The sequence below is a fragment of the Vibrio sp. NFR genome, from assembly GCF_027587095.1.
GTDB classification, from domain to species: Bacteria; Pseudomonadota; Gammaproteobacteria; order Enterobacterales; family Vibrionaceae; genus Vibrio; species Vibrio harveyi.
Window position 1 is genome coordinate 119361 of record NZ_JAPPTN010000011.1, and the last position, 18173, is coordinate 137533.

At 43.9% G+C, this 18173-nt stretch carries 18 protein-coding genes; 10 read left to right on the forward strand and 8 right to left on the reverse strand.

What is annotated here, in order from left to right; translation table 11 throughout:
• Positions 1-13: 13 nt before the first annotated feature.
• Genes citE through citC form a run of 3 tightly spaced genes read right to left on the reverse strand, consistent with a single transcriptional unit; the run spans position 14 to position 2276 of the window.
• Positions 14-889 carry a citrate (pro-3S)-lyase subunit beta gene (gene citE, locus OH463_RS19560; RefSeq protein WP_269992217.1) on the reverse strand — a complete coding sequence of 292 codons (876 nt, stop codon included), beginning with the start codon at positions 887-889 and terminating at the stop codon, positions 14-16.
• On the reverse strand, positions 886-1182 hold the full coding sequence (citD, locus tag OH463_RS19565) for a citrate lyase acyl carrier protein (protein ID WP_017818060.1): 297 nt from the start codon (positions 1180-1182) through the stop codon (positions 886-888). The genes citE and citD overlap by 4 nt, the downstream gene beginning before the upstream one ends.
• Before the next feature lie 41 nt (positions 1183-1223).
• Complete coding sequence (citC, locus tag OH463_RS19570) at positions 1224-2276, reverse strand: [citrate (pro-3S)-lyase] ligase (RefSeq protein WP_269992220.1); 1053 nt, start codon at positions 2274-2276, stop codon at positions 1224-1226.
• A 270-nt stretch (positions 2277-2546) separates the two neighbouring features.
• Between citC and citS the strand changes: the two genes are divergently transcribed.
• The 6 genes from citS to OH463_RS19600 all read left to right on the forward strand — a co-directional run bounded on the left by citS (position 2547) and on the right by OH463_RS19600 (position 9785).
• Positions 2547-3890 carry a citrate/sodium symporter CitS gene (citS, locus tag OH463_RS19575; RefSeq protein ID WP_017190260.1) on the forward strand — a complete coding sequence of 448 codons (1344 nt, stop codon included), beginning with the start codon at positions 2547-2549 and terminating at the stop codon, positions 3888-3890.
• A gap of 68 nt (positions 3891-3958) precedes the next feature.
• Positions 3959-4210 (forward strand): OadG family protein, encoded by a 252-nt coding sequence (locus OH463_RS19580; RefSeq protein WP_005445447.1) that lies wholly within the window; start codon positions 3959-3961, stop codon positions 4208-4210.
• 11 nt (positions 4211-4221) lie between these two features.
• Positions 4222-6033: a sodium-extruding oxaloacetate decarboxylase subunit alpha gene (oadA, locus tag OH463_RS19585; protein ID WP_269992225.1), complete on the forward strand. Its 1812-nt coding sequence runs from the start codon at positions 4222-4224 to the stop codon at positions 6031-6033.
• 15 nt (positions 6034-6048) lie between these two features.
• A complete protein-coding gene (locus tag OH463_RS19590; RefSeq protein WP_005445449.1) occupies positions 6049-7350 on the forward strand; it encodes a sodium ion-translocating decarboxylase subunit beta in 1302 nt (433 codons plus the stop codon).
• 112 nt (positions 7351-7462) lie between these two features.
• Positions 7463-9118: an ATP-binding protein gene (locus OH463_RS19595; RefSeq protein ID WP_269992227.1), complete on the forward strand. Its 1656-nt coding sequence runs from the start codon at positions 7463-7465 to the stop codon at positions 9116-9118.
• Positions 9105-9785 carry a response regulator gene (locus OH463_RS19600; RefSeq protein ID WP_005445452.1) on the forward strand — a complete coding sequence of 227 codons (681 nt, stop codon included), beginning with the start codon at positions 9105-9107 and terminating at the stop codon, positions 9783-9785. The genes OH463_RS19595 and OH463_RS19600 overlap by 14 nt, the downstream gene beginning before the upstream one ends.
• Before the next feature lie 81 nt (positions 9786-9866).
• Here OH463_RS19600 and OH463_RS19605 read toward each other — a convergent pair whose 3' ends face one another.
• Positions 9867-10136, reverse strand: a complete 270-nt coding sequence (locus tag OH463_RS19605) for a hypothetical protein (RefSeq protein WP_005445453.1) — start codon at positions 10134-10136, stop codon at positions 9867-9869.
• Between the two features lie 555 nt (positions 10137-10691).
• Here OH463_RS19605 and OH463_RS19610 point away from each other — a divergent pair.
• Positions 10692-11051 (forward strand): hypothetical protein, encoded by a 360-nt coding sequence (locus tag OH463_RS19610; RefSeq protein ID WP_049535930.1) that lies wholly within the window; start codon positions 10692-10694, stop codon positions 11049-11051.
• A gap of 146 nt (positions 11052-11197) precedes the next feature.
• Here the strand turns inward: OH463_RS19610 and OH463_RS19615 are convergent, their stop codons facing one another.
• Positions 11198-11911, reverse strand: coding sequence for a hypothetical protein (locus tag OH463_RS19615; RefSeq protein ID WP_269992229.1), 714 nt, complete (start codon positions 11909-11911; stop codon positions 11198-11200).
• Between the two features lie 615 nt (positions 11912-12526).
• On the opposite strand from OH463_RS19615, the gene OH463_RS19620 reads away from it, so the two are divergent.
• Complete coding sequence (locus OH463_RS19620) at positions 12527-13324, forward strand: DoxX family protein (protein ID WP_269992231.1); 798 nt, start codon at positions 12527-12529, stop codon at positions 13322-13324.
• Between the two features lie 105 nt (positions 13325-13429).
• Here OH463_RS19620 and OH463_RS19625 read toward each other — a convergent pair whose 3' ends face one another.
• Positions 13430-15064 carry an ABC transporter substrate-binding protein gene (locus OH463_RS19625; RefSeq protein ID WP_009697438.1) on the reverse strand — a complete coding sequence of 545 codons (1635 nt, stop codon included), beginning with the start codon at positions 15062-15064 and terminating at the stop codon, positions 13430-13432.
• A 360-nt stretch (positions 15065-15424) separates the two neighbouring features.
• Between OH463_RS19625 and OH463_RS19630 the strand changes: the two genes are divergently transcribed.
• Both OH463_RS19630 and OH463_RS19635 read left to right on the forward strand, forming a co-directional pair.
• Positions 15425-16534 (forward strand): L-dopachrome tautomerase-related protein, encoded by a 1110-nt coding sequence (locus tag OH463_RS19630; RefSeq protein ID WP_269992234.1) that lies wholly within the window; start codon positions 15425-15427, stop codon positions 16532-16534.
• Between the two features lie 112 nt (positions 16535-16646).
• Positions 16647-17012, forward strand: a complete 366-nt coding sequence (locus OH463_RS19635) for a cupin domain-containing protein (protein WP_269992236.1) — start codon at positions 16647-16649, stop codon at positions 17010-17012.
• A gap of 125 nt (positions 17013-17137) precedes the next feature.
• On the opposite strand, the gene OH463_RS19640 is transcribed toward OH463_RS19635, so the two are convergent.
• Together OH463_RS19640 and OH463_RS19645 are read right to left on the reverse strand one after the other, a co-directional pair.
• Positions 17138-17566 (reverse strand): nucleotide triphosphate diphosphatase NUDT15, encoded by a 429-nt coding sequence (locus tag OH463_RS19640; protein WP_005445461.1) that lies wholly within the window; start codon positions 17564-17566, stop codon positions 17138-17140.
• A 95-nt stretch (positions 17567-17661) separates the two neighbouring features.
• Entirely contained in the window at positions 17662-18042 is a 381-nt protein-coding gene (locus OH463_RS19645) for a hypothetical protein (RefSeq protein ID WP_017190266.1), read from the reverse strand.
• Positions 18043-18173: the final 131 nt, after the last annotated feature.

Consider the following 18173-nt stretch of genomic DNA (forward strand, 5'->3'; position numbering starts at 1 on the left):
TCATGTTCGTGCCCTACTCTTTAATTCCAGATTGCGCTTTTTGTAACGTCCAACGAGCTCGCTCGATAATTGGTCCATCGACCATTTTTCCGTTAAGTGAAACCACACCAAGCCCTTGCTCTTGCGCTTCTTCTGCTGCCTCGATAACTTGAATCGCGTAATCCACCTCTTTTTGAGTCGGTGCAAATACGTTGTGAAGTAGCTCGATTTGCCTTGGGTTAATCAGCGATTTTCCGTCGAAACCTAACGACTTGATGTGTTCCGCTTCGTTGAGGAATCCTTGCTCGTTATTAGCGTCGGAATAAACGGTATCGAACGCCATAATGCCCGCAGCACGCGCAGCTTGCAGAATAGAACAACGAGCGAACAGCAACTCTGTCCCTTCTGGGCTACGTTGCGTTTTTAAGTCCCTGACATAATCTTCAGCACCCAGTGCAATGCCAATTAAACGCGAAGACGATTGAGCAATTTCGATGGCGTTATTCACACCTTGCGCACTTTCGATTGCCGCCATCATTTTTGTGCTGCCAACTTCTCTGCCACATACACGTTCGATGTCTTCAATGCAGCGCTCCATTTCTTGCACGTCTTCTGCACTGTCTGTTTTTGGTAGACGAACCACATTGACGCCCGCACGCACAACGGCATGCAGATCTTTCAAACCAAACTCAGACTCTAGTGGGTTCACACGGACTACTGTTTCAATATCTTGATACAAAGGATGTTGCAGCGCGTTAAACACCAACATACGGGCGGTGTCTTTTTCTCTCAGCGCCACAGAGTCTTCCAAATCAAACATGATTGCATCAGGCTGATAAATGAAGGTATTACTTAACATGGCGGCGCTTGCCCCTGGAACAAACAACATGCTACGGCGTAACTTACTCATGATAATTTGCTCCATTGAATGTCATTGCTGTCTGCCGCGCGCATGACTGCAGCCTGAACGCGAGCTTTAATCACACAATCTAGTGCGCCTTTGTCTTCCACTTCTAACGTTGCGGAAGTCACGCCCATCGAATTGAGCACATCATGAATCAACGCTTCAATGGCTTTGCCAAACTGCTTTTTCACTGTGCTATCAAGAGAAATGTCGATGTCACCTTCTGGATTGGGTGAGATACGAACTTGCAAGTCACTGGATTCCAGCGTCCCTGCAAAAGCGGGTTTTATTATTTTCATTGAAAGACCTTTAACACCTTGGTTAAAAATTAATTGGGCTGTTAAGCAGCCACTGTTTCTTGGGTAAGACACGGTAAAGCGTCCGTGTGCCTTTGTAGGTAGTCGATAGAGGTTGAGGGTAAAAAGTGAACCAGTTGATCCAATTGCCCTTTCTGCAAGAGTTTTCGCACCGTTGACGCTGAAATCGTGGTTCCTGACGCACACTTACGCTCTATTTCAATAACGCTGATTGGTGCGCCGTTGAGATCCTTGGTGGTTAATCTGTGTTTCATTTGTTGGTTGTAATACTGAGTCACAACACAGTCTGGCTCCGTCCCAACAAATCGGTGTGTAATGCCTAATGCTGGCGCAATATGCTGACGATATAAATTTAGATCAATAGCGGTATGACAATAATCAATCAGTCGCTTCTCTTTAATAAAGTAAGTAGGAAACGTTGCTTTAGATATTATATATTTTGAACCATGATGAATCGTAAGATTAGGAATATGTTTAGTGCCACTTTCAATCATGTTCAAACGATCGTGATAAGAAAAACCTTTACCCTCTTCGCTGACGACAAATAAATGTAGCCAATCGCATTGTGACGCCGCCGTTTCAATTAAGTATTGATGCCCTAAAGTAAACGGGTTTGCATTCATCACAATGCTGCCTATTTTATCACCGTCTTTCTTTTTCTTTCTTAATGAACGTACAAAGTTTCTTAAATTGGTCTGACTATTTTCCATCAAGACTAATTTATCGTCTGCAAAAGAAATGGGGAAAAAGCCAGATTCACGAAACCTTTGCATATTCTGAGGCTTGGTAAACAAGAATAGATCAAAACGCCCCATTTCATAAGCCATCGTGGTCAACTCAGTCATTAATCGCAGAGAAAATCCAGTACCTTGTAAGGCAGGATCAATCGCAATAGATTTTAGTGTTGAGTCAGCAAGACCGCCGCAAGCAATGATTTGACCTTGAGACTTCGCCACCACAAATCTCTCTACATCAGCGTCAACATCCAAATCATAACAAGTTAGAAACTCGGTAATAGCACCAAACTTCTCGTATTGATTTCGGTTCACTCGACTAAATGCGTAGGTGTCAAACATGATCATCATCCTCTTTCGTGTTGCCGCCATCATGCGTCACTTGAATTTAAAAAATGATGATCCGTATCGACTATTTTCTTCTACTAAACGTCATTTATGAATTTAATGAATTTAATTACTTAACTATCTGTAAATTAAGTGATTGAATAATTAAAAACTTTAAATTCATAAGTGTGTATATATTCCACAAAGTAAAATGATCACACTCACAGTTAGGTTTTTCATTCAAATTTAAATTACGCCATGTTAAATCAACACGGAATAATAATGATGAACGAAAAGACCCTTTCAATAACTGAAACAAGAAGCCCGGGATTAGACTTATTATCTCAAGTCCGAATCTTTGGCTTACCATTACCGCTATATGCATTTATGTTCGCGGTCATGTTAATTGCACATATGACAGACACCATCCCTGATAATATTGTCGGCGGTTTTGGTTTTATGTTTGTTGTTGGTGCGCTATTTGGCGAACTGGGTAAACGCCTGCCTATTTTTAACAAATACATTGGCGGTGCGCCTGTTATGATCTTCCTTGTCGCAGCTTGGTTTGTTCATGCAGGTTTATTAACCCAAAACGAAATTGACACTGTTACTGCAGTCATGAAGAAGACCGATTTCCTCGACTTGTTCATTGCCGTTCTGATCACTGGCTCGATTTTGGCGGTTAACCGTAAGCTACTGCTTAAATCATTAGTTGGTTACATTCCGACCATTCTTGCAGCCGTTGCAGGTGCTTCAATTCTCGGCATTCTTGGCGGCATGATGTTTGGCATTTCTATCGACAAAATCATGATGCTTTACGTACTGCCTATCATGGGTGGTGGTAACGGTGCAGGTGCGATTCCACTTTCTGAAATCTATGAGTCAGTCACGGGTGGCTCTAAAGAACAGTACTACTCGGTTGCAATTGCAATTTTAACCATCGCTAACATCGTAGCGATTGTCGCAGCAGCCGTTCTAAACAGCATCGGTGAAAAAGTACCGTCTTTGACTGGTAATGGTGAGCTATTGCGTAAGTCTAATTTCGATGTTGAAGAGAGCGAAGCTCCAAAAATCACTCCACGTGAAATCGCGATTGGCTTGATGATGGCGGCATGTATTTACACCTTCTCATCCGCCCTTTCTAAAGAAATACTGCCAGGTTTTGGTGACGTAAAAATCCACACTTTCGCTTACATGGTCATCATCGTTGCGATTGTTAACGCCTGTGGTATCTGCTCTGAAGAAGTGAAAGAAGGCGCAAAACGTTTGTCTTCATTCTTCTCAAAACAATTGCTTTGGGTGCTCATGGTGGGCGTTGGTATCGCTTATACCGACCTTGGCGAAATCATGAATGCACTAACCTTCACGAACTTAATCATCGCAACATTGATCGTTGCTGGCGCAATCATTGGTGCCTCTGTCGGTGGTTGGTTAATGGGCTTTTACCCAATCGAGTCTTCAATCACTGCTGGTCTATGTATGGCAAACCGTGGTGGCTCTGGTGACCTTGAAGTTCTTGCTGCGTCAAACCGCATGAGCTTGCTGTCTTACGCGCAAATCTCATCTCGTCTTGGTGGCGGTATTGTACTAGTCATCGCAAGTGTCGTGTTTGGCATGTTGGGCGGTTAATCCCCTTCTTATTTTGTCAAAGAGCAAAGTCTTCCTTTGCTCTTTGTTTTGTCCAATGGGAGATATTAATGGAAGTTAATTTATTTGCCGAAGGCTTAAACCTCATGACACTGGGTATGGGTTTTGTCTTCACTTTTCTTGTTTTCTTGGTCTTTGCTGTCAAAGCCATGTCTCGCTTTTTGGGGCGCTTTCATGTCGAACCAACTCCCCCTCCGCAAAAGAAAGTGTGTGCTGCCAAACCATCAAACGATGATAACCAACTCGTCGCTGTGATTGCTGCCGCTATTCATCATCAAAAAATCAAACAAAGCTCGCTATAAGAGGAATTCGAATGTCTGAGTCTACTAAACGCATTGGTATCACTGACGTTGTATTACGTGATGCCCACCAGTCGTTATTTGCCACCCGTTTACGCATCGACGATATGCTGCCAATCGCCCAACAGTTGGATGACATCGGCTATTGGTCACTTGAGTGTTGGGGTGGCGCTACGTTTGATAGTTGCATTCGTTTTCTAGGGGAAGATCCTTGGGAAAGACTGCGAGAGCTCAAAAAAGCGATGCCAAAAACGCCGTTGCAAATGTTGCTTCGAGGTCAAAATCTATTAGGTTATCGCCATTACGCTGACGACGTCGTTGATAAGTTCATTGAGCGCTCCGTGGTAAACGGCATGGATGTATTCCGCGTATTTGATGCGATGAACGATCCACGAAACATGCAACAAGCGATTGCTGCGGTGAAAAAACAAGGCGCACACGCTCAAGGTACACTCTGTTACACCACTAGCCCTGTTCATAACCTACAAACCTGGGTAGACATCGCGCAACAATTGAGTGAACTGGGCGTTGATTCGATCGCAATCAAAGACATGGCGGGTATCCTGACGCCAACCTTAGCCAGTGAGCTGGTTTCAACATTAAAACAGCAAGTGGATGTTGACCTTCACCTGCATTGCCACTCGACCGCTGGCATGGCTGATATGACGTTAATGAAAGCCATTGAAGCTGGTGTAGATCGTGTGGACACAGCGATTTCTTCCATGAGCGGCACTTACGGTCACCCAGCAACAGAATCTCTGGTTGCATCACTTCAAAACACTGAATACGACACAGGTTTGGACATTTCAGCGCTGGAAGCTGTCGCTGCATACTTTAGAGAAGTACGTAAAAAATACGCCGCTTTTGAAGGTCAGTTAAAAGGCTCAGACTCTCGCATTATCGTGGCGCAAGTCCCTGGTGGAATGTTGACCAACATGGAAAGTCAGTTGAAACAGCAAAACGCCGCAGACAAGCTTGATGCCGTGTTAGAAGAGATCCCGAAAGTCAGAAAAGAGCTGGGGTATCTGCCGCTTGTCACGCCAACGTCGCAAATCGTCGGCACACAGTCTGTCATCAATGTCCTTATGGGTGAGCGCTACAAGACCATTACCAAAGAAACCGCGGGGGTCTTGAGAGGCGAGTACGGCAAAACGCCTGCCCCTGTCGACACGGAACTGCAACAGCGTGTGTTGGAAGGTTCAGAACCAATTACTTGCCGCCCTGCCGATAAGTTGGAGCCAGAACTGGAGCACCTGACCACAGAAGTGACCACTCAAGCAAAAGCGCAAAACATTCCGCTCTCCGGCAGCGCCATTGATGATGTACTTACTATCGCGCTTTTCCCACAAGTGGGTTGGAAGTTCCTAGAAAACCGCAACAACCCAGACGCCTTTGAACCCGCACCTTGCAATGAAGCAGCAAGAGCAACAGCACAAACAAAAAATAAGACCAAACCAGAGAAACAAACCATGAATGCTACCTCAGAAAGCGGTGTTTACACCATTACCGTCAACAACCAAAGCTATGTCGTTCAGGTTGACGCAGGTGGCGATATTCAAGCCGTGTCAGCCCCCCAACCTGCACCATCAAAGCCAGTGACAACCGCTCAAGATGCCGAGCCGATGAACGCCCCACTTGCGGGTAACATTTGGAAGATCCACACCAAGCCTGGTGATGAAGTTGAAGAAGGCGATGTGCTGCTGATTCTTGAAGCGATGAAGATGGAAACAGAAGTTCGTGCACCACGTTCCGGAAAAATCGCCAGCATTGATGTGTCTGAAGGCGACGCAGTAGATGTAGGCGAACCTTTACTTCAACTGGCGTAACGAGGCATTAGTCACATGGAAAATGTCTTAGCGTTAGTGAATGACTTTGGTTTGTTCCACCTCGAATGGGGACAAGCCATCATGCTTATTGTTGGCTTGATTTTGCTTTATCTCGCCATTGTTAAACAGTTCGAGCCTTTGTTGTTGGTGCCAATCGGTTTTGGTGGGATTCTTGCTAACCTACCTGATGCAGGCTTAGCCTTGTCAGCGGTAGAAAACGCGCTCCATGCTGCCAAACCAGAGGTAATGTCAGCATTTGGCTCTGTGTTGAACATTGCGACGGACTCCGCTGCCGAAGTAAAAACGGCACTTGCAACGGCGACACCAACTCAACTTGCCAATATCCACTTACTCGCAGAAGAGTATCAATACTCAGATGGCATGCTGTACCTATTTTACAGCATTGCAATTGCATCTGGCGCTGGTCCTTTGGTGATATTCATGGGCGTAGGCGCAATGACGGACTTTGGTCCATTGTTAGCCAACCCTAAAACCTTGCTTCTTGGTGCGGCAGCTCAGTTTGGTATCTTCGCAACTGTGCTCGGCGCTTTGGGTTTGAGCTCTATGGGCTTGATGGATTTCAGTGTCGCACAAGCCGCTGCTGTGGGCATCATTGGTGGCGCAGATGGTCCAACAGCAATTTACGTATCTAGTCTGCTCGCACCAGAATTACTGGGTGCTATCGCTGTAGCAGCTTACTCTTATATGGCACTTGTACCTTTGATTCAGCCGCCAATCATGCGTGCGCTGACCACAGAATCAGAACGCCAAATCACGATGCAGCAATTGCGTAAAGTAAGCAAGTTAGAAAAGATATGCTTCCCTTTGCTCCTGTTGATTCTGATTGCCATGTTGCTTCCTTCGGCGACACCGCTACTAGGTATGTTCTGCTTTGGTAACTTAATGCGTGAATGTGGCGTAGTTGAACGTTTATCGGATACTGCTCAAAACGCGTTGATCAACGTCGTCACCATCTTTTTGGGTCTTTCTGTGGGTTCCAAATTGGTTGCCGATAAGTTCTTACAGCCGCAAACCATCGGTATTCTCGCACTTGGCATCGTCGCGTTTTGTATTGGCACAATGGCAGGCGTATTGATGGCAAAACTAATGAACCGTTTCGCGAGTGAAAAAGTGAATCCACTGATTGGCTCTGCGGGTGTCTCTGCGGTTCCGATGGCAGCAAGGGTGTCAAACAAAGTGGGTCTAGAAGCAAATGCACAGAATTTCCTACTAATGCACGCGATGGGACCAAACGTAGCCGGCGTTATTGGCTCGGCGGTTGCAGCAGGCGTGATGATCAAATATGTGATCGGTTAGACAGTTACACAAGGAACGAGGCTCGATTGACTATCTTCAATAGATCTCGATCAGGTCTCTTCCTTGTTTCATTTGATAATTTACCCTTCAATCAATAAGAAGCTTACCATTCATGCCAGACCGAACATTTCACGACTACCTCTGCCGTAACCTCTCTTTTAGACAGCGTGTATGGGCGCTGCTTTTTGTGGTTGTTTCATTTCAATTACTCCTTATCGGTGGCTATTTCCACCACATCCTTTCTGATACGTTAAACCATCAGGTCAGTGCGCGCGCAGTCATACAAGCTCGTGAAATTGCCAGCGACCCTCAACTGATCGAAGCTGTCTCTTTACGAGATACAGCGCGGGTACAAAAACAAATTAAGCGCCTACAAGGGATTTCCGATGCCAACTTCATCGTCGTCGGCGATAGTAAGGGCATTCGCTTAGCGCATCCAGACATCAAAAAAGTTGGCTACCCGATGCAAGGTGGAGACAACATACGCGCCCTTCAACAAGGATTGCATTACTACTCAATACGAGAAGGTAGCTTAGGCTTTGCGATACGTGGAAAATCCCCCATTATTTCCTCAACTGGCGAGATCATTGGTGTTGTTTCAGTAGGCTATTTACTGGATACCGTTAGTAATTTACTGCTCCTCTACTCCACGCCGTTTTTCTTTGCCTTATTGATCATTCTAGTTTGCTCATCTTTGGGCGCTTGGTTCTTCTCCCGTCATATCAAAAGTCAAATGTATGGTATGGAACCAGAAGAGATCGCCCTCTCCCTCCGCGTGCAAAACTCGGTATTCGAAGCAGTTTACGAAGGCATTATTGCGGTCGACAAACAAGGTCGTATTTTGTCGGCAAACCAGAGGGGACTTAAGATTCTAGGAATTGCGCGTAATCTATCCCACCTCCAAGGTCGAATGGTCAACGAATACGTCACCCCTGCTGACTTTTTCTTGGGAGCGAAGATGGCAGAAGACGCGGAGGAGTCACAAAGACAGCATCAAGTGATTACCTGTAACGGCGAAACTTTGGTCGCAACTCGCGTAAAGATTTGGGAAGACAATCAACACTCCGGCTGGGTCATCAGCTTCAGACCGCGCAATGATTTAAGCACGCTCACATCACAACTTAGCCAAGTTCAGCAGCAAACCGACAATTTACGAGTATTGAGCCACGAATACGCAAATAAGCTTTCTACAGTCAGTGGGTTGATTCAAATTGGCGCGTACGAAGAGGCGCTCAGTGCTATAAGGCAAGAAACAGAAACACATCAAAAGCTGATTGATTTCATTTCTCGTACGTTCAACTCCAAAGTGATTGCGGGTCTGTTATTAGGCAAATACAGCCGAGCAAAAGAACTTGGTCTCGCTCTCCATTTTGATCCGTACTGCCACCTGAGCGGTACACCAACCAAGCTTACTGATGATGAGTTAGCCGCCATCATAGGTAACCTACTCGACAATGCTTATGAAGCAACGTTGAAAAACCCTGACAGCAACAAATGCATCTCGATACTAATTTCTGACGCCAACGAAACGGAATTAGTTGTCGAGGTTGCTGACAATGGCACTGGAATACCCGATGAAATCGCAGAATCCCTATTTGATAAAGGGATCACCAGCAAATCGCAACCGGGACACGGTATTGGCTTGTATTTGGTCCACCAGCTTGTCAATAACGCTGGCGGTGCAATCCTTGTCGACGATGCCGAACCAACCGGAACAATCTTTTCTTTATTTATTCCTAACGAGAGTTTGAAAGATGGAAATTTATGACGTTTTGATAGTAGAAGATGAATCCAATATCGCGGACTTTCATTCTTACTATCTTCAGCAAACACAACGTTTCAGACCTATCGGAATTGCAAAAAGTATCGCTGAAGCCAGAAAGATGATTCAGTTACTGAAGCCAAAACTGGTCTTATTGGATAACTACTTGCCTGACGGCAAAGGTATCGATTTATTGAAAGACATAACCGCTGCCAAGCAGTCACCAGATGTTATTTTTATCACCGCCGCCAATGACATGGAAACAGTAAGAGAAGGCGTAAGGTGTGGCGTGTTCGACTATCTGCTAAAACCGATCTCTTATGATCGCTTAACCGATTCTTTAGAGCGCTATCTGAAGTACACCAGTTCGTTAAAAGCAAATGACAACATCAATCAACGCCACGTCGACGAGCTGTTTAACTTTCAATCCAAATCATCACACATGCAAGCCTTACCCAAGGGGATCGATGAGCTCACGCTCGATAAAGTCACGAATGCCTTTGATGATGGCGAAATTATTTACACGGCGGAGTCTCTAGGCAATGAAGTCGGCATCAGCAAAACAACAGCAAGACGTTATCTTGAGTTTTTAGCCGCAAAAGGGTTTCTACTTGCTGTGATTCAACATGGTAAAGTTGGTCGCCCTGAAAGGGTTTATCAAAAGAAAATGTAACCTCCCCCTTGCTTAGGAAGAACGCTTTGAAACCCTACGATTCAAAGCGTTCCCTAAACGTCGTTGGAGCAACAACGTAAATCACAAGGTCAGATCCGCGGAGATAATTTCTGTGCCGTCGGAGACTTCCAATCGTTCAAGATTATCACTGTGCGCCTTGCATAAGGGCACCACGAAAACCTTACGCTCTTCCCCGTCTTTTCTAACCAGAACACCATAATCATGCTCTGCGGTACAGTTGGCTTCGCAGCAAAGGCGATGCTTAACGGTACTGAAGTGGCGCCAATACGCTAGCCACTCTAGTTTTGCTTTTTCCGTAATCAGCTCATCAGATATCTTACTTACTATCATACTCATACCATTTGTTTAGTAGACAGAAGCATTACACCGGATCATCGAGTTTGAGTTTCTAAGCGCGTTCAAAGAAAAGCGCAGATTTAATGCATGATTTAATTTCTATGGTTTTTATTCTCTTTACGCTCCCAAAGGGCACTCTTTGCAAATATAAGGGCCTTGGCTTGTATACTTTGTTGCCGATTCTTGATTTAGAATGACTAGATCTTTAAATCGCCGCGCGTCTACAAACCAAGTCATTTTCGCTGAACCTAGCATCTCGAGGTTACTTGGGTATAGAACACCCATTAAAAACAAAGCGTATTCAAATGTTGATTTCAAAAAAGATCACTAAAAACAATAATATCAACAATGATTTTGTCGATATGCAAAATCTAAGATTCAAATAATAGCAAGTGAAATTTAGTTCAATAAAAATAAATAAAGCAAAATCCAATCAGTGTTATATCTATGGTAAATAAAACATAGAGAATGGCTTATTGACACAAATGTAACAATATGTTTCCATAAAAACATCAAGTTCAACTTTTCATCAAAAGGTGCCTGATAGCCATGGAAAAACTAAGTAAAGAAGAGCTTAATGCGATTGCAACAAGAATGCTGCAAGACCTTATTATGTGTCGGATGCTTGATTTCCCCGAGCAAGGAAAAACAGCAAAGGAAATATCATTACTAACGAGGATCGATATATTCTCTGCATTTAGCATGCTCAACAAGCTAATCGATTGTGGTTTGATAGAAGAAAATAAATATCGGGATGACATTTATTATCGAGCGATCAATATTCCCGAATATTTTCACGTAAGTGTGCATCCCAATATTATTCTTGATTATGCAACAAGAAAAACAGAGCACATAAAGTTCTCTGGCACTTCAAAGCGATTATACAAAAAGCACTATATTTCTGACTGATACGAAGGCTAGTCGTTATCCTAGCAACAACAAAAATGAAGGCTTACCGTGGCAAGCCTTCATCTTGATGATGTTTAGATGAATATTGATTTAAGAGACGTGGTATCGAAAGGACTAACGGCTAGGAGCTAGAGCTAGAGCTAGAGCTAGGAGCCATTTTTGTTAATGTAAACGTCCGGCATCAAACAAGACGTGATGTCTGAGTTTTCGTACTCCACACTGTTCATTAGCTTTGCGCCTTGTAGATCAACGTTTTTCACTCCCATTTGTTTAAGGTCGTTAAGTGAGTAGTACCAACCTTCTGTGAGCTTGTTTTTTTGGCAACTTCTGTCTCTTATCTGACCATAAACCGTGATATATGGGTCGACATTGATGTAATTAAAGTACGCCTTTTCTTTGACCCTCAGATGGTTGAGGTAACCTTCATATTGATTCCAATAACCGTTTGGAATGGTTTGTTTCCACAGTTCATCAGATTGTAACGCACCACCGTGCCACCCTATCAAGGCGTCCTTTTTAATGGTAATACTATTGGCAGCCGTTAAGACATAGTTTGCGCATGCTGAAAAACATAGACGGCTGACTTCCACATCAAGATTATTTTCTTTTACAAAGTACCCAAACTCGATACCGGTATCAATCTCGCCTCCAGGACTGGTAATTCTGAGCTTTTTAATCTTCTTATCGCTAGATTTTACTAACCGAATTGCTTTTAAAACATCACCGCCAGAAATGACACCATCATAAACCAAAGTATCACCAACAATGATGACTTTACTCGCGGTTGGAACCATCAATTGTTGTGATGCACAGCCTGACAATATTACTGACAAACCAACAAGAATATGCTGACGCTTCATAAACTGTTCTCGTTTTATATTTCGATTAAGCCACAGAAAAACAGCAAAAAGAGACACTTTACATCTTTTTTGCTTAGTCTTTTCATGAGGAAATAAAGACACGAGAAGAAAATTCGTTATATCTTCTCCAATTGATTCATAAAAGCACAGTTTGATCTCACAAGATAATAGATATCAGATAGTTATGCGATCAGGTTCAAACATTAATTGCAGGGAAATATATTTACCCCATTGACACATAAGACATAAATATAGTTAAGCACAGAATCTAATTGAATATATGAATGACATATTCTCAAGTGACTTCAAGATGCAGGGTTCAGAGCATTGTCATTGATTCCCTGTTTACCGAAATTAAGTAATAAAAGTCAGTTTTTATCAATAGTCGACAACGTGTTGAATTGAAGGATACTTATTAACATCGGCTTCACGTTCTGCCTCTCCTCTCTTCCACCTTAATTACTCGCTGTCTTGCAGCTGTCACTCGCTTTGTCTGTGTATTGTTCATCTCAGCCAAAGAATGATTTCACTTATTCCCTAATTATCAGAGAGTTAATAAGGCGTATTTTATTGTTCAGACACTCACTACAAATTCATAAACCTGATGAGGACAGGATGACTGCTCTTACTGGTCACGAGATGGAGAAACTATCAATGAACAATAAAAACAACACGTGGGTCGGGTTACAAATAACGTCTTTAGCGTCACTGGCAGCGATCGTATTTAAACTCAATACCTACAATGATATGTGGCTAACCACATCCCTTCTATTCTTTGGCGTATTGACACCTATCCTTGTTTTCGCCCTGAGAAATCGAAACAGACTGTCATTTTTGATGACCATTGCTCCAACCATAGTCATCATTCGTATCGGTGATCAAAATGACATTTCATTGGTTGGGTGGTTAACCGCCTTATCGTTGATCCCGTTGCTTGTTCAGTTCATCGGCATTGCGAAAGCGATATACAAAGAGAGCCCAAACGAATTTGCCCTTACCTGTATACGCCTATTTCTCGGATTGAACTTCTTAACCCACGGAACGGAAAAGTTGTTTGCAGGAACCCAGATACACAATGGAATGCGAGGTTACTTTGGGCAGGTTGCTGGCTTTGATGCGGTCGGTCCTTGGTTCACTGACTTAATGATCTACGTAGGTGGTATAACGGAAATTTCCGTGGCGCTATTGATTGGCTGGGGATTGTTTACACGCATCGGCGTTTTGTGGGCAATTGCGTATTTAATTGCAGCGGAGCTCTTCTCGGGTCACTTCTTCACAGGATATACGTGGGCACTGCCGGGCGGCGGATGGGAATTTCCTTTCTTCTGGGCAATGGCATTGTACCCATTCTTGTTCCTGCACAATCAAGGGGCGTTATCTCTAGATAGCATGCTTCGTCGAGTTCGCGCTTAAGCTGGTTTTCTCAGCTTAGCCACCCTTGCCGATTTCCCCCGTCCAAAAAAGAGAGTTTGAGTTTCGCAAATCTCACGAAACTCAAACTCTTATCTAGCAATAAGCTTATTTCGCTTTGATGTACAGATCTTTGGTGTAGATCTTATCCTCAGCGTTGCCTTTCGGATAACCACCGAGAAGTGGAGAAACTAAACGAGTCGTCACGTACTGATAGATAGGCGCTAATGGCATGTCTTTCGCCATCTGAGTTTCTGCCGCGTAGTAAAGCTTGGTTCGCTCTTCTTCTGAGGTCGAGTTCAACGCTTTTTCTATGATGTCATCGTACGCTTTGCTCTTATAGTGAACTCCACCATTAACGTTAGATCCGATCATCAAAGTCAGGAAGGTTGATGCTTCGTTGTAATCCCCACACCACGCGGCGCGCGTAACATCAAAGTTCCCTTCATCACGACTGGCTAAATAAGATTTCCACTCTTGGTTTTCTAAGTGAACTGTCACGCCCAATGTTTTCTTCCACATTGATGAAATGGCAACGGCGAGTTTCTTGTGGTTTTCTGATGTGTTGTACAGCAGATTAATATCTAGAGGATGTTGTTTGTCATAGCCCGCCTCTTTAAGCAGTGCTTTTGCTTTTTCATTACGCTGCTTTTGAGTGAGTTTGCCGTATTCAGGCAACTGAGGGGAAAATCCGGCCGTGATTTCTGGCGTCAGGAAGTACGCAGGCTTTTGTCCCTGCCCGAGGATGGCTTTGGTAATAATGTCTCGGTCAATCGCATAAGACAGCGCTTTACGTACTCGAACATCATCAAACGGTGCACGTTGAGTATTGAACTGATAGTAGTAGCTACATAGATTGCCTTTTATCGACAAGTCCTCAGGGTACTCTTTTTGAAGTCGACGGAAGTGTTCGTTTGGCACTTCGTTAGTCATTTGAATCTCACCTGACAAGAAGCGGTTCATTTCTGACACCTGATCTTCAATAGGCAGATAAGTCACTTTGTTAATGACGGTGTGTACATCATCCCAATACTTTGGATTTCGCTTAAGCACGAGACGCTCGTTGACCACCCATCGGTCTGGCACATATGCACCATTCCCCACAAAGTGTTCTGGCTTGGTCCACTTATCTCCCCACTTCTCTACCGTTGCTTTATGGACTGGCATCATGGTGGTATGAGCGAGCATCTTAACAAAGTATGGTACTTCAGCATCGAGCTCGACCTTAAGGGTATAGTCATCAAGCGCTTGGACACCTAACTGACTGATGTCTTTCTTGCCTTCTATGATGTCTTGCGCGTTTTTCATTTTGGTCGAAGAAAGATACCAAGCGTAAGGTGACGCAGTTTTTGGGTCTACGACTCGACGGAAGCTATAAACAAAATCTTGCGCCGTAACCGGGTCACCATTAGACCATTCTGCGTTGTGTCGTAAATGAAAAACGAAGGTGCGATTGTCCGTTGTTTCCCAAGACTCCGCGACGCCAGGGATGGTTTTACCATCGGCATCTTGCGTTACTAAGCCTTCCAGTAAATCGCGAATCACATTAGATTCTGGAACGCCCTCGGACTTTTGTGGATCAATGGTCGCGACTTCGGTGCCATTACCTCGAACAAACTCCTGCTTTTTAGCCAGCTTTACTCCGTCTGGCACGTTCGCGGCGAACGCAGGTTGAGTAACGGCATAGCCGATGATACTGGTACTGATAAGAAGTGTAATTTTAGTATTGTTATTAATGAACATGGTTGTGCCTGCTTGTTTGCTGTGAAACTTTTTATTAACAACCACTATTCACTACAATATCTCTCTTCAAAAGATAATAATTATTCACAAAATCAGACGCTTTACATCACTTCATCACCACAACTTATCTCTTGCTAATTAGATTCAATAAAATAGTCACGTTGGAGCTTTGAGCTTTGAACTTTGAACTTTGAGCTCACGGATTATCAAAAATTATTAGAAAATAAATCAAATACAGAACTGTTTTTAATGGACTATTCCGAGGCTAGGATTTCAATACGCACTGAATGAGACGCTCAACATCTCATTCGAGTCGCCAAAATCCATACATCAAACTGTTCATTTCAAAATGGAAATAAAATGAAAAAGCATCTTTTAACTACCAGCCTCTTCACTGCTGCTGCCGCAATTTCAGCGGTGGCATCCCATTTAACTTACGCTGCGGAAATCGGTTCTCTAGAAGCCGTGACACAATTTAACGACTACCGCGGCGCAGGTGTCACCGTAACACCCGAAGGTCGCTTGATCGTAAGCATGCACCCTTTGGACAATCCCAAATATCGAGTCGTCGAAGTGATGGCGAATGGTACTAAAAGACCCTTCCCAACCATGGACTGGTCAGACGGACCAGAGGTCGGCGATGTAGGCTTAAGTGCGGTTATTGGCGTTCACTCCGACAGCAAAGGTACGGTCTGGATGCTCGATATGGGCAGCGAAACCTCACCAGCACAATTGGTCTCGTGGGACACGTCTAAAAATAAGTTGAGCAACCAAATTACAATTAACTCATCTGCGCTAAGAGACAACTCGTTCCTGCAAGATTTTGCCATCGATGAAAAGCACGCGAAGATCTACATCGCTGACATGACCTTTGGCAACTTCATTGGTGCAACGAAACCCGCTATTGTCGTGGTAGATTTAAAAACGGGTCAGTCGACACGTGTATTAGAAAATGCCCACCAACTTATGCCAGAAGACAGAGATATAGTCATCGAAGCTTCTCTATTGGCATCGAAAACAGAACAAGGTGCCACGAACCACTTACGTTTTGGGTTAAACCCAATCGCTATTGATGACAATAACGAATGGCTCTACTTTGGCGCATTTACTGGCACAAAAATCTATCGAGTTCCGACTTCAGCCCTAGAAAATGCAAAAAACACAGATAGTAAGCTGCAGAATAAAATCGAAGTATATGGACCAAAAAGACCCAGCGATGGCATTGCGTATGCGCCAGGGGGTGGCATTTTAGCGACCGATCTCGAACATAGTGGTGTTGGTTTGGTAACCAAAGGCAAATATCAGACACTTATTCAAGACAAAAAGCTATCTTGGCCGGACAGTATGGCAGTCAGCGGCGATTACATTTATGTCACCCAAGACCAGCTTCATCAGCACCCAGCATTCAGTCAAGGTCTCGGTAATGCAAAGGCGCCTTACACCCTGTATCGCTTCAAATATCAACCTTAACGGTCATCTATTACGTGTGAACAATGTTTCTCTTTACATACGGTCAGTAGCGACATAACGTCGAAGGAGATAAAAAGCGTTTCAATCCCAAAAATTCAAGGAGTTATCATCAATGAAGAAGATCAACATTAATGAGAAATTTGGGCTTTTTTCAGAGCAGTGGACACCCAAAATATTAGCTGAGTCGAACGGTCAGCTAGTTAAAATCGCAAAAGGCTCTGGCGAATTAGTTTGGCATAAACATGACAACGAAGATGAACTATTTATCGTCTTTAAGGGTGAACTGACGCTGAAATTACCAGAGCAAGAAGTGGTACTAAAGCCGGGTGAAATGTTTGTTGTACCGAAAGGTGTCAAGCACTGCCCTGTCGCTGAGCCAGACACTCACTTCATGATGATTGAGCCATCCACAACGGCGCATACTGGTGAGCTGAAAAGCGATATTACCGTATCAGTTGAAGAACAAGAGTGGATATAGCGCGATAAAATTAACCACTAGTCATTATATCCCTGCACCTTGAGGTGACTTAGGGATTAGTATCAAAGCTGGTCTAGAGCTCAAAACTAAACCAGCTTTTACCAAAGGGGCAACGCTACGGCTCTCTATTCAGCGCTAGCTTGGAAAAGCACATCTAGTTCGGTTTGTGCTTTTAGCAAATTCTCTAAAGGCAAAAATAGAGGTTCCGGAAGCTTGTCTAAGTCAAACCATTTCCATTGCTTACACTTCTCCGGTTCAGCGACCTGAGGCTCTCCGACCTCACATGAAGCAGCAACAAACAAAGTGACATAGTGCTTACCCTCTTTCTCGAAAACATCATTCGTGAAGCTCAACTTCTTAAAAGACCCAACAACTAAGCCGGTTTCTTCGAGTGTTTCGCGCTTAGCACAATCTTCAATAGATTCACCCCATTCAAGGTGTCCTCCGGGTGTAGCCCAAGTATGAGCCCCGTGTGAGCCAATACGTTCACCAAGTAGCACTCGTCCTTCGCGCACAATCACTGCCGCGACACCTACTCTTACTGCTTTATCCAATCTAATCCCCTTTTTAATTACTACATAACGCCGCAATACTTTGCTATGTATTTAATACCGATAGAAAAACATCCTGCTACAACGAGTAATGTTGCCTAAGCGCCTGCCATAACGCTGTTTTGTATCAATGCAAAACCAAAAATCAACAGTCCAAATGCTTGGCAACCTGCCCTAATGCGTATGTAGATTTCTTCGTTATCTCGCTTATCGAAATGGTCGATGATTTCTACCAAACAGTAGATACAGCCAAGTATAAAGGCAGCAAAAGCGATGTATATGGCATCACCGTGTAGCGTTACCTCTGTACGCCTTCCTAAAAACACATATAACTCGCCGGAATAGATGCCATAAGCGCCATACACCACCAGAAAGACGCCGACTACTAAGTTGAGGACTAACTTATGTTTAGGGAACGAGTTAGGAACATGTTTTTCTCCCGCTTTTCTATTTTTCTGTATGAAAAAATCAGTAAACATAGTTATTCCCAAATTAAGTTGGAACGTAAGTGGTATCGCGACGTCAATCGTTGATTAAATTGCCACATTACACATTTCTAGGGAGGTCTGTGGAGAACGATGACAATCTAAGAGCGAAACCTTTCATTTCC

Excerpts from the sequence above, each read along its gene's own strand:
- citS (WP_017190260.1), top strand. The coding sequence starts at position 2,547 with ATGAACGAAAAGACCCTTTCAATAACTGAAACAAGAAGCCCGGGATTA.
- OH463_RS19590 (WP_005445449.1), top strand. The coding sequence starts at position 6,049 with ATGGAAAATGTCTTAGCGTTAGTGAATGACTTTGGTTTGTTCCACCTC.
- citC (WP_269992220.1), bottom strand. The coding sequence starts at position 2,276 with ATGTTTGACACCTACGCATTTAGTCGAGTGAACCGAAATCAATACGAG.
- oadA (WP_269992225.1), top strand. The coding sequence starts at position 4,222 with ATGTCTGAGTCTACTAAACGCATTGGTATCACTGACGTTGTATTACGT.
- citD (WP_017818060.1), bottom strand. The coding sequence starts at position 1,182 with ATGAAAATAATAAAACCCGCTTTTGCAGGGACGCTGGAATCCAGTGAC.
- OH463_RS19600 (WP_005445452.1), top strand. The coding sequence starts at position 9,105 with ATGGAAATTTATGACGTTTTGATAGTAGAAGATGAATCCAATATCGCG.
- OH463_RS19610 (WP_049535930.1), top strand. The coding sequence starts at position 10,692 with ATGGAAAAACTAAGTAAAGAAGAGCTTAATGCGATTGCAACAAGAATG.
- citE (WP_269992217.1), bottom strand. The coding sequence starts at position 889 with ATGAGTAAGTTACGCCGTAGCATGTTGTTTGTTCCAGGGGCAAGCGCC.
- OH463_RS19580 (WP_005445447.1), top strand. The coding sequence starts at position 3,959 with ATGGAAGTTAATTTATTTGCCGAAGGCTTAAACCTCATGACACTGGGT.
- OH463_RS19630 (WP_269992234.1), top strand. The coding sequence starts at position 15,425 with ATGAAAAAGCATCTTTTAACTACCAGCCTCTTCACTGCTGCTGCCGCA.
- OH463_RS19635 (WP_269992236.1), top strand. The coding sequence starts at position 16,647 with ATGAAGAAGATCAACATTAATGAGAAATTTGGGCTTTTTTCAGAGCAG.
- OH463_RS19615 (WP_269992229.1), bottom strand. The coding sequence starts at position 11,911 with ATGAAGCGTCAGCATATTCTTGTTGGTTTGTCAGTAATATTGTCAGGC.
- OH463_RS19625 (WP_009697438.1), bottom strand. The coding sequence starts at position 15,064 with ATGTTCATTAATAACAATACTAAAATTACACTTCTTATCAGTACCAGT.
- OH463_RS19620 (WP_269992231.1), top strand. The coding sequence starts at position 12,527 with ATGACTGCTCTTACTGGTCACGAGATGGAGAAACTATCAATGAACAAT.
- OH463_RS19645 (WP_017190266.1), bottom strand. The coding sequence starts at position 18,042 with ATGTTTACTGATTTTTTCATACAGAAAAATAGAAAAGCGGGAGAAAAA.
- OH463_RS19605 (WP_005445453.1), bottom strand. The coding sequence starts at position 10,136 with ATGATAGTAAGTAAGATATCTGATGAGCTGATTACGGAAAAAGCAAAA.
- OH463_RS19595 (WP_269992227.1), top strand. The coding sequence starts at position 7,463 with ATGCCAGACCGAACATTTCACGACTACCTCTGCCGTAACCTCTCTTTT.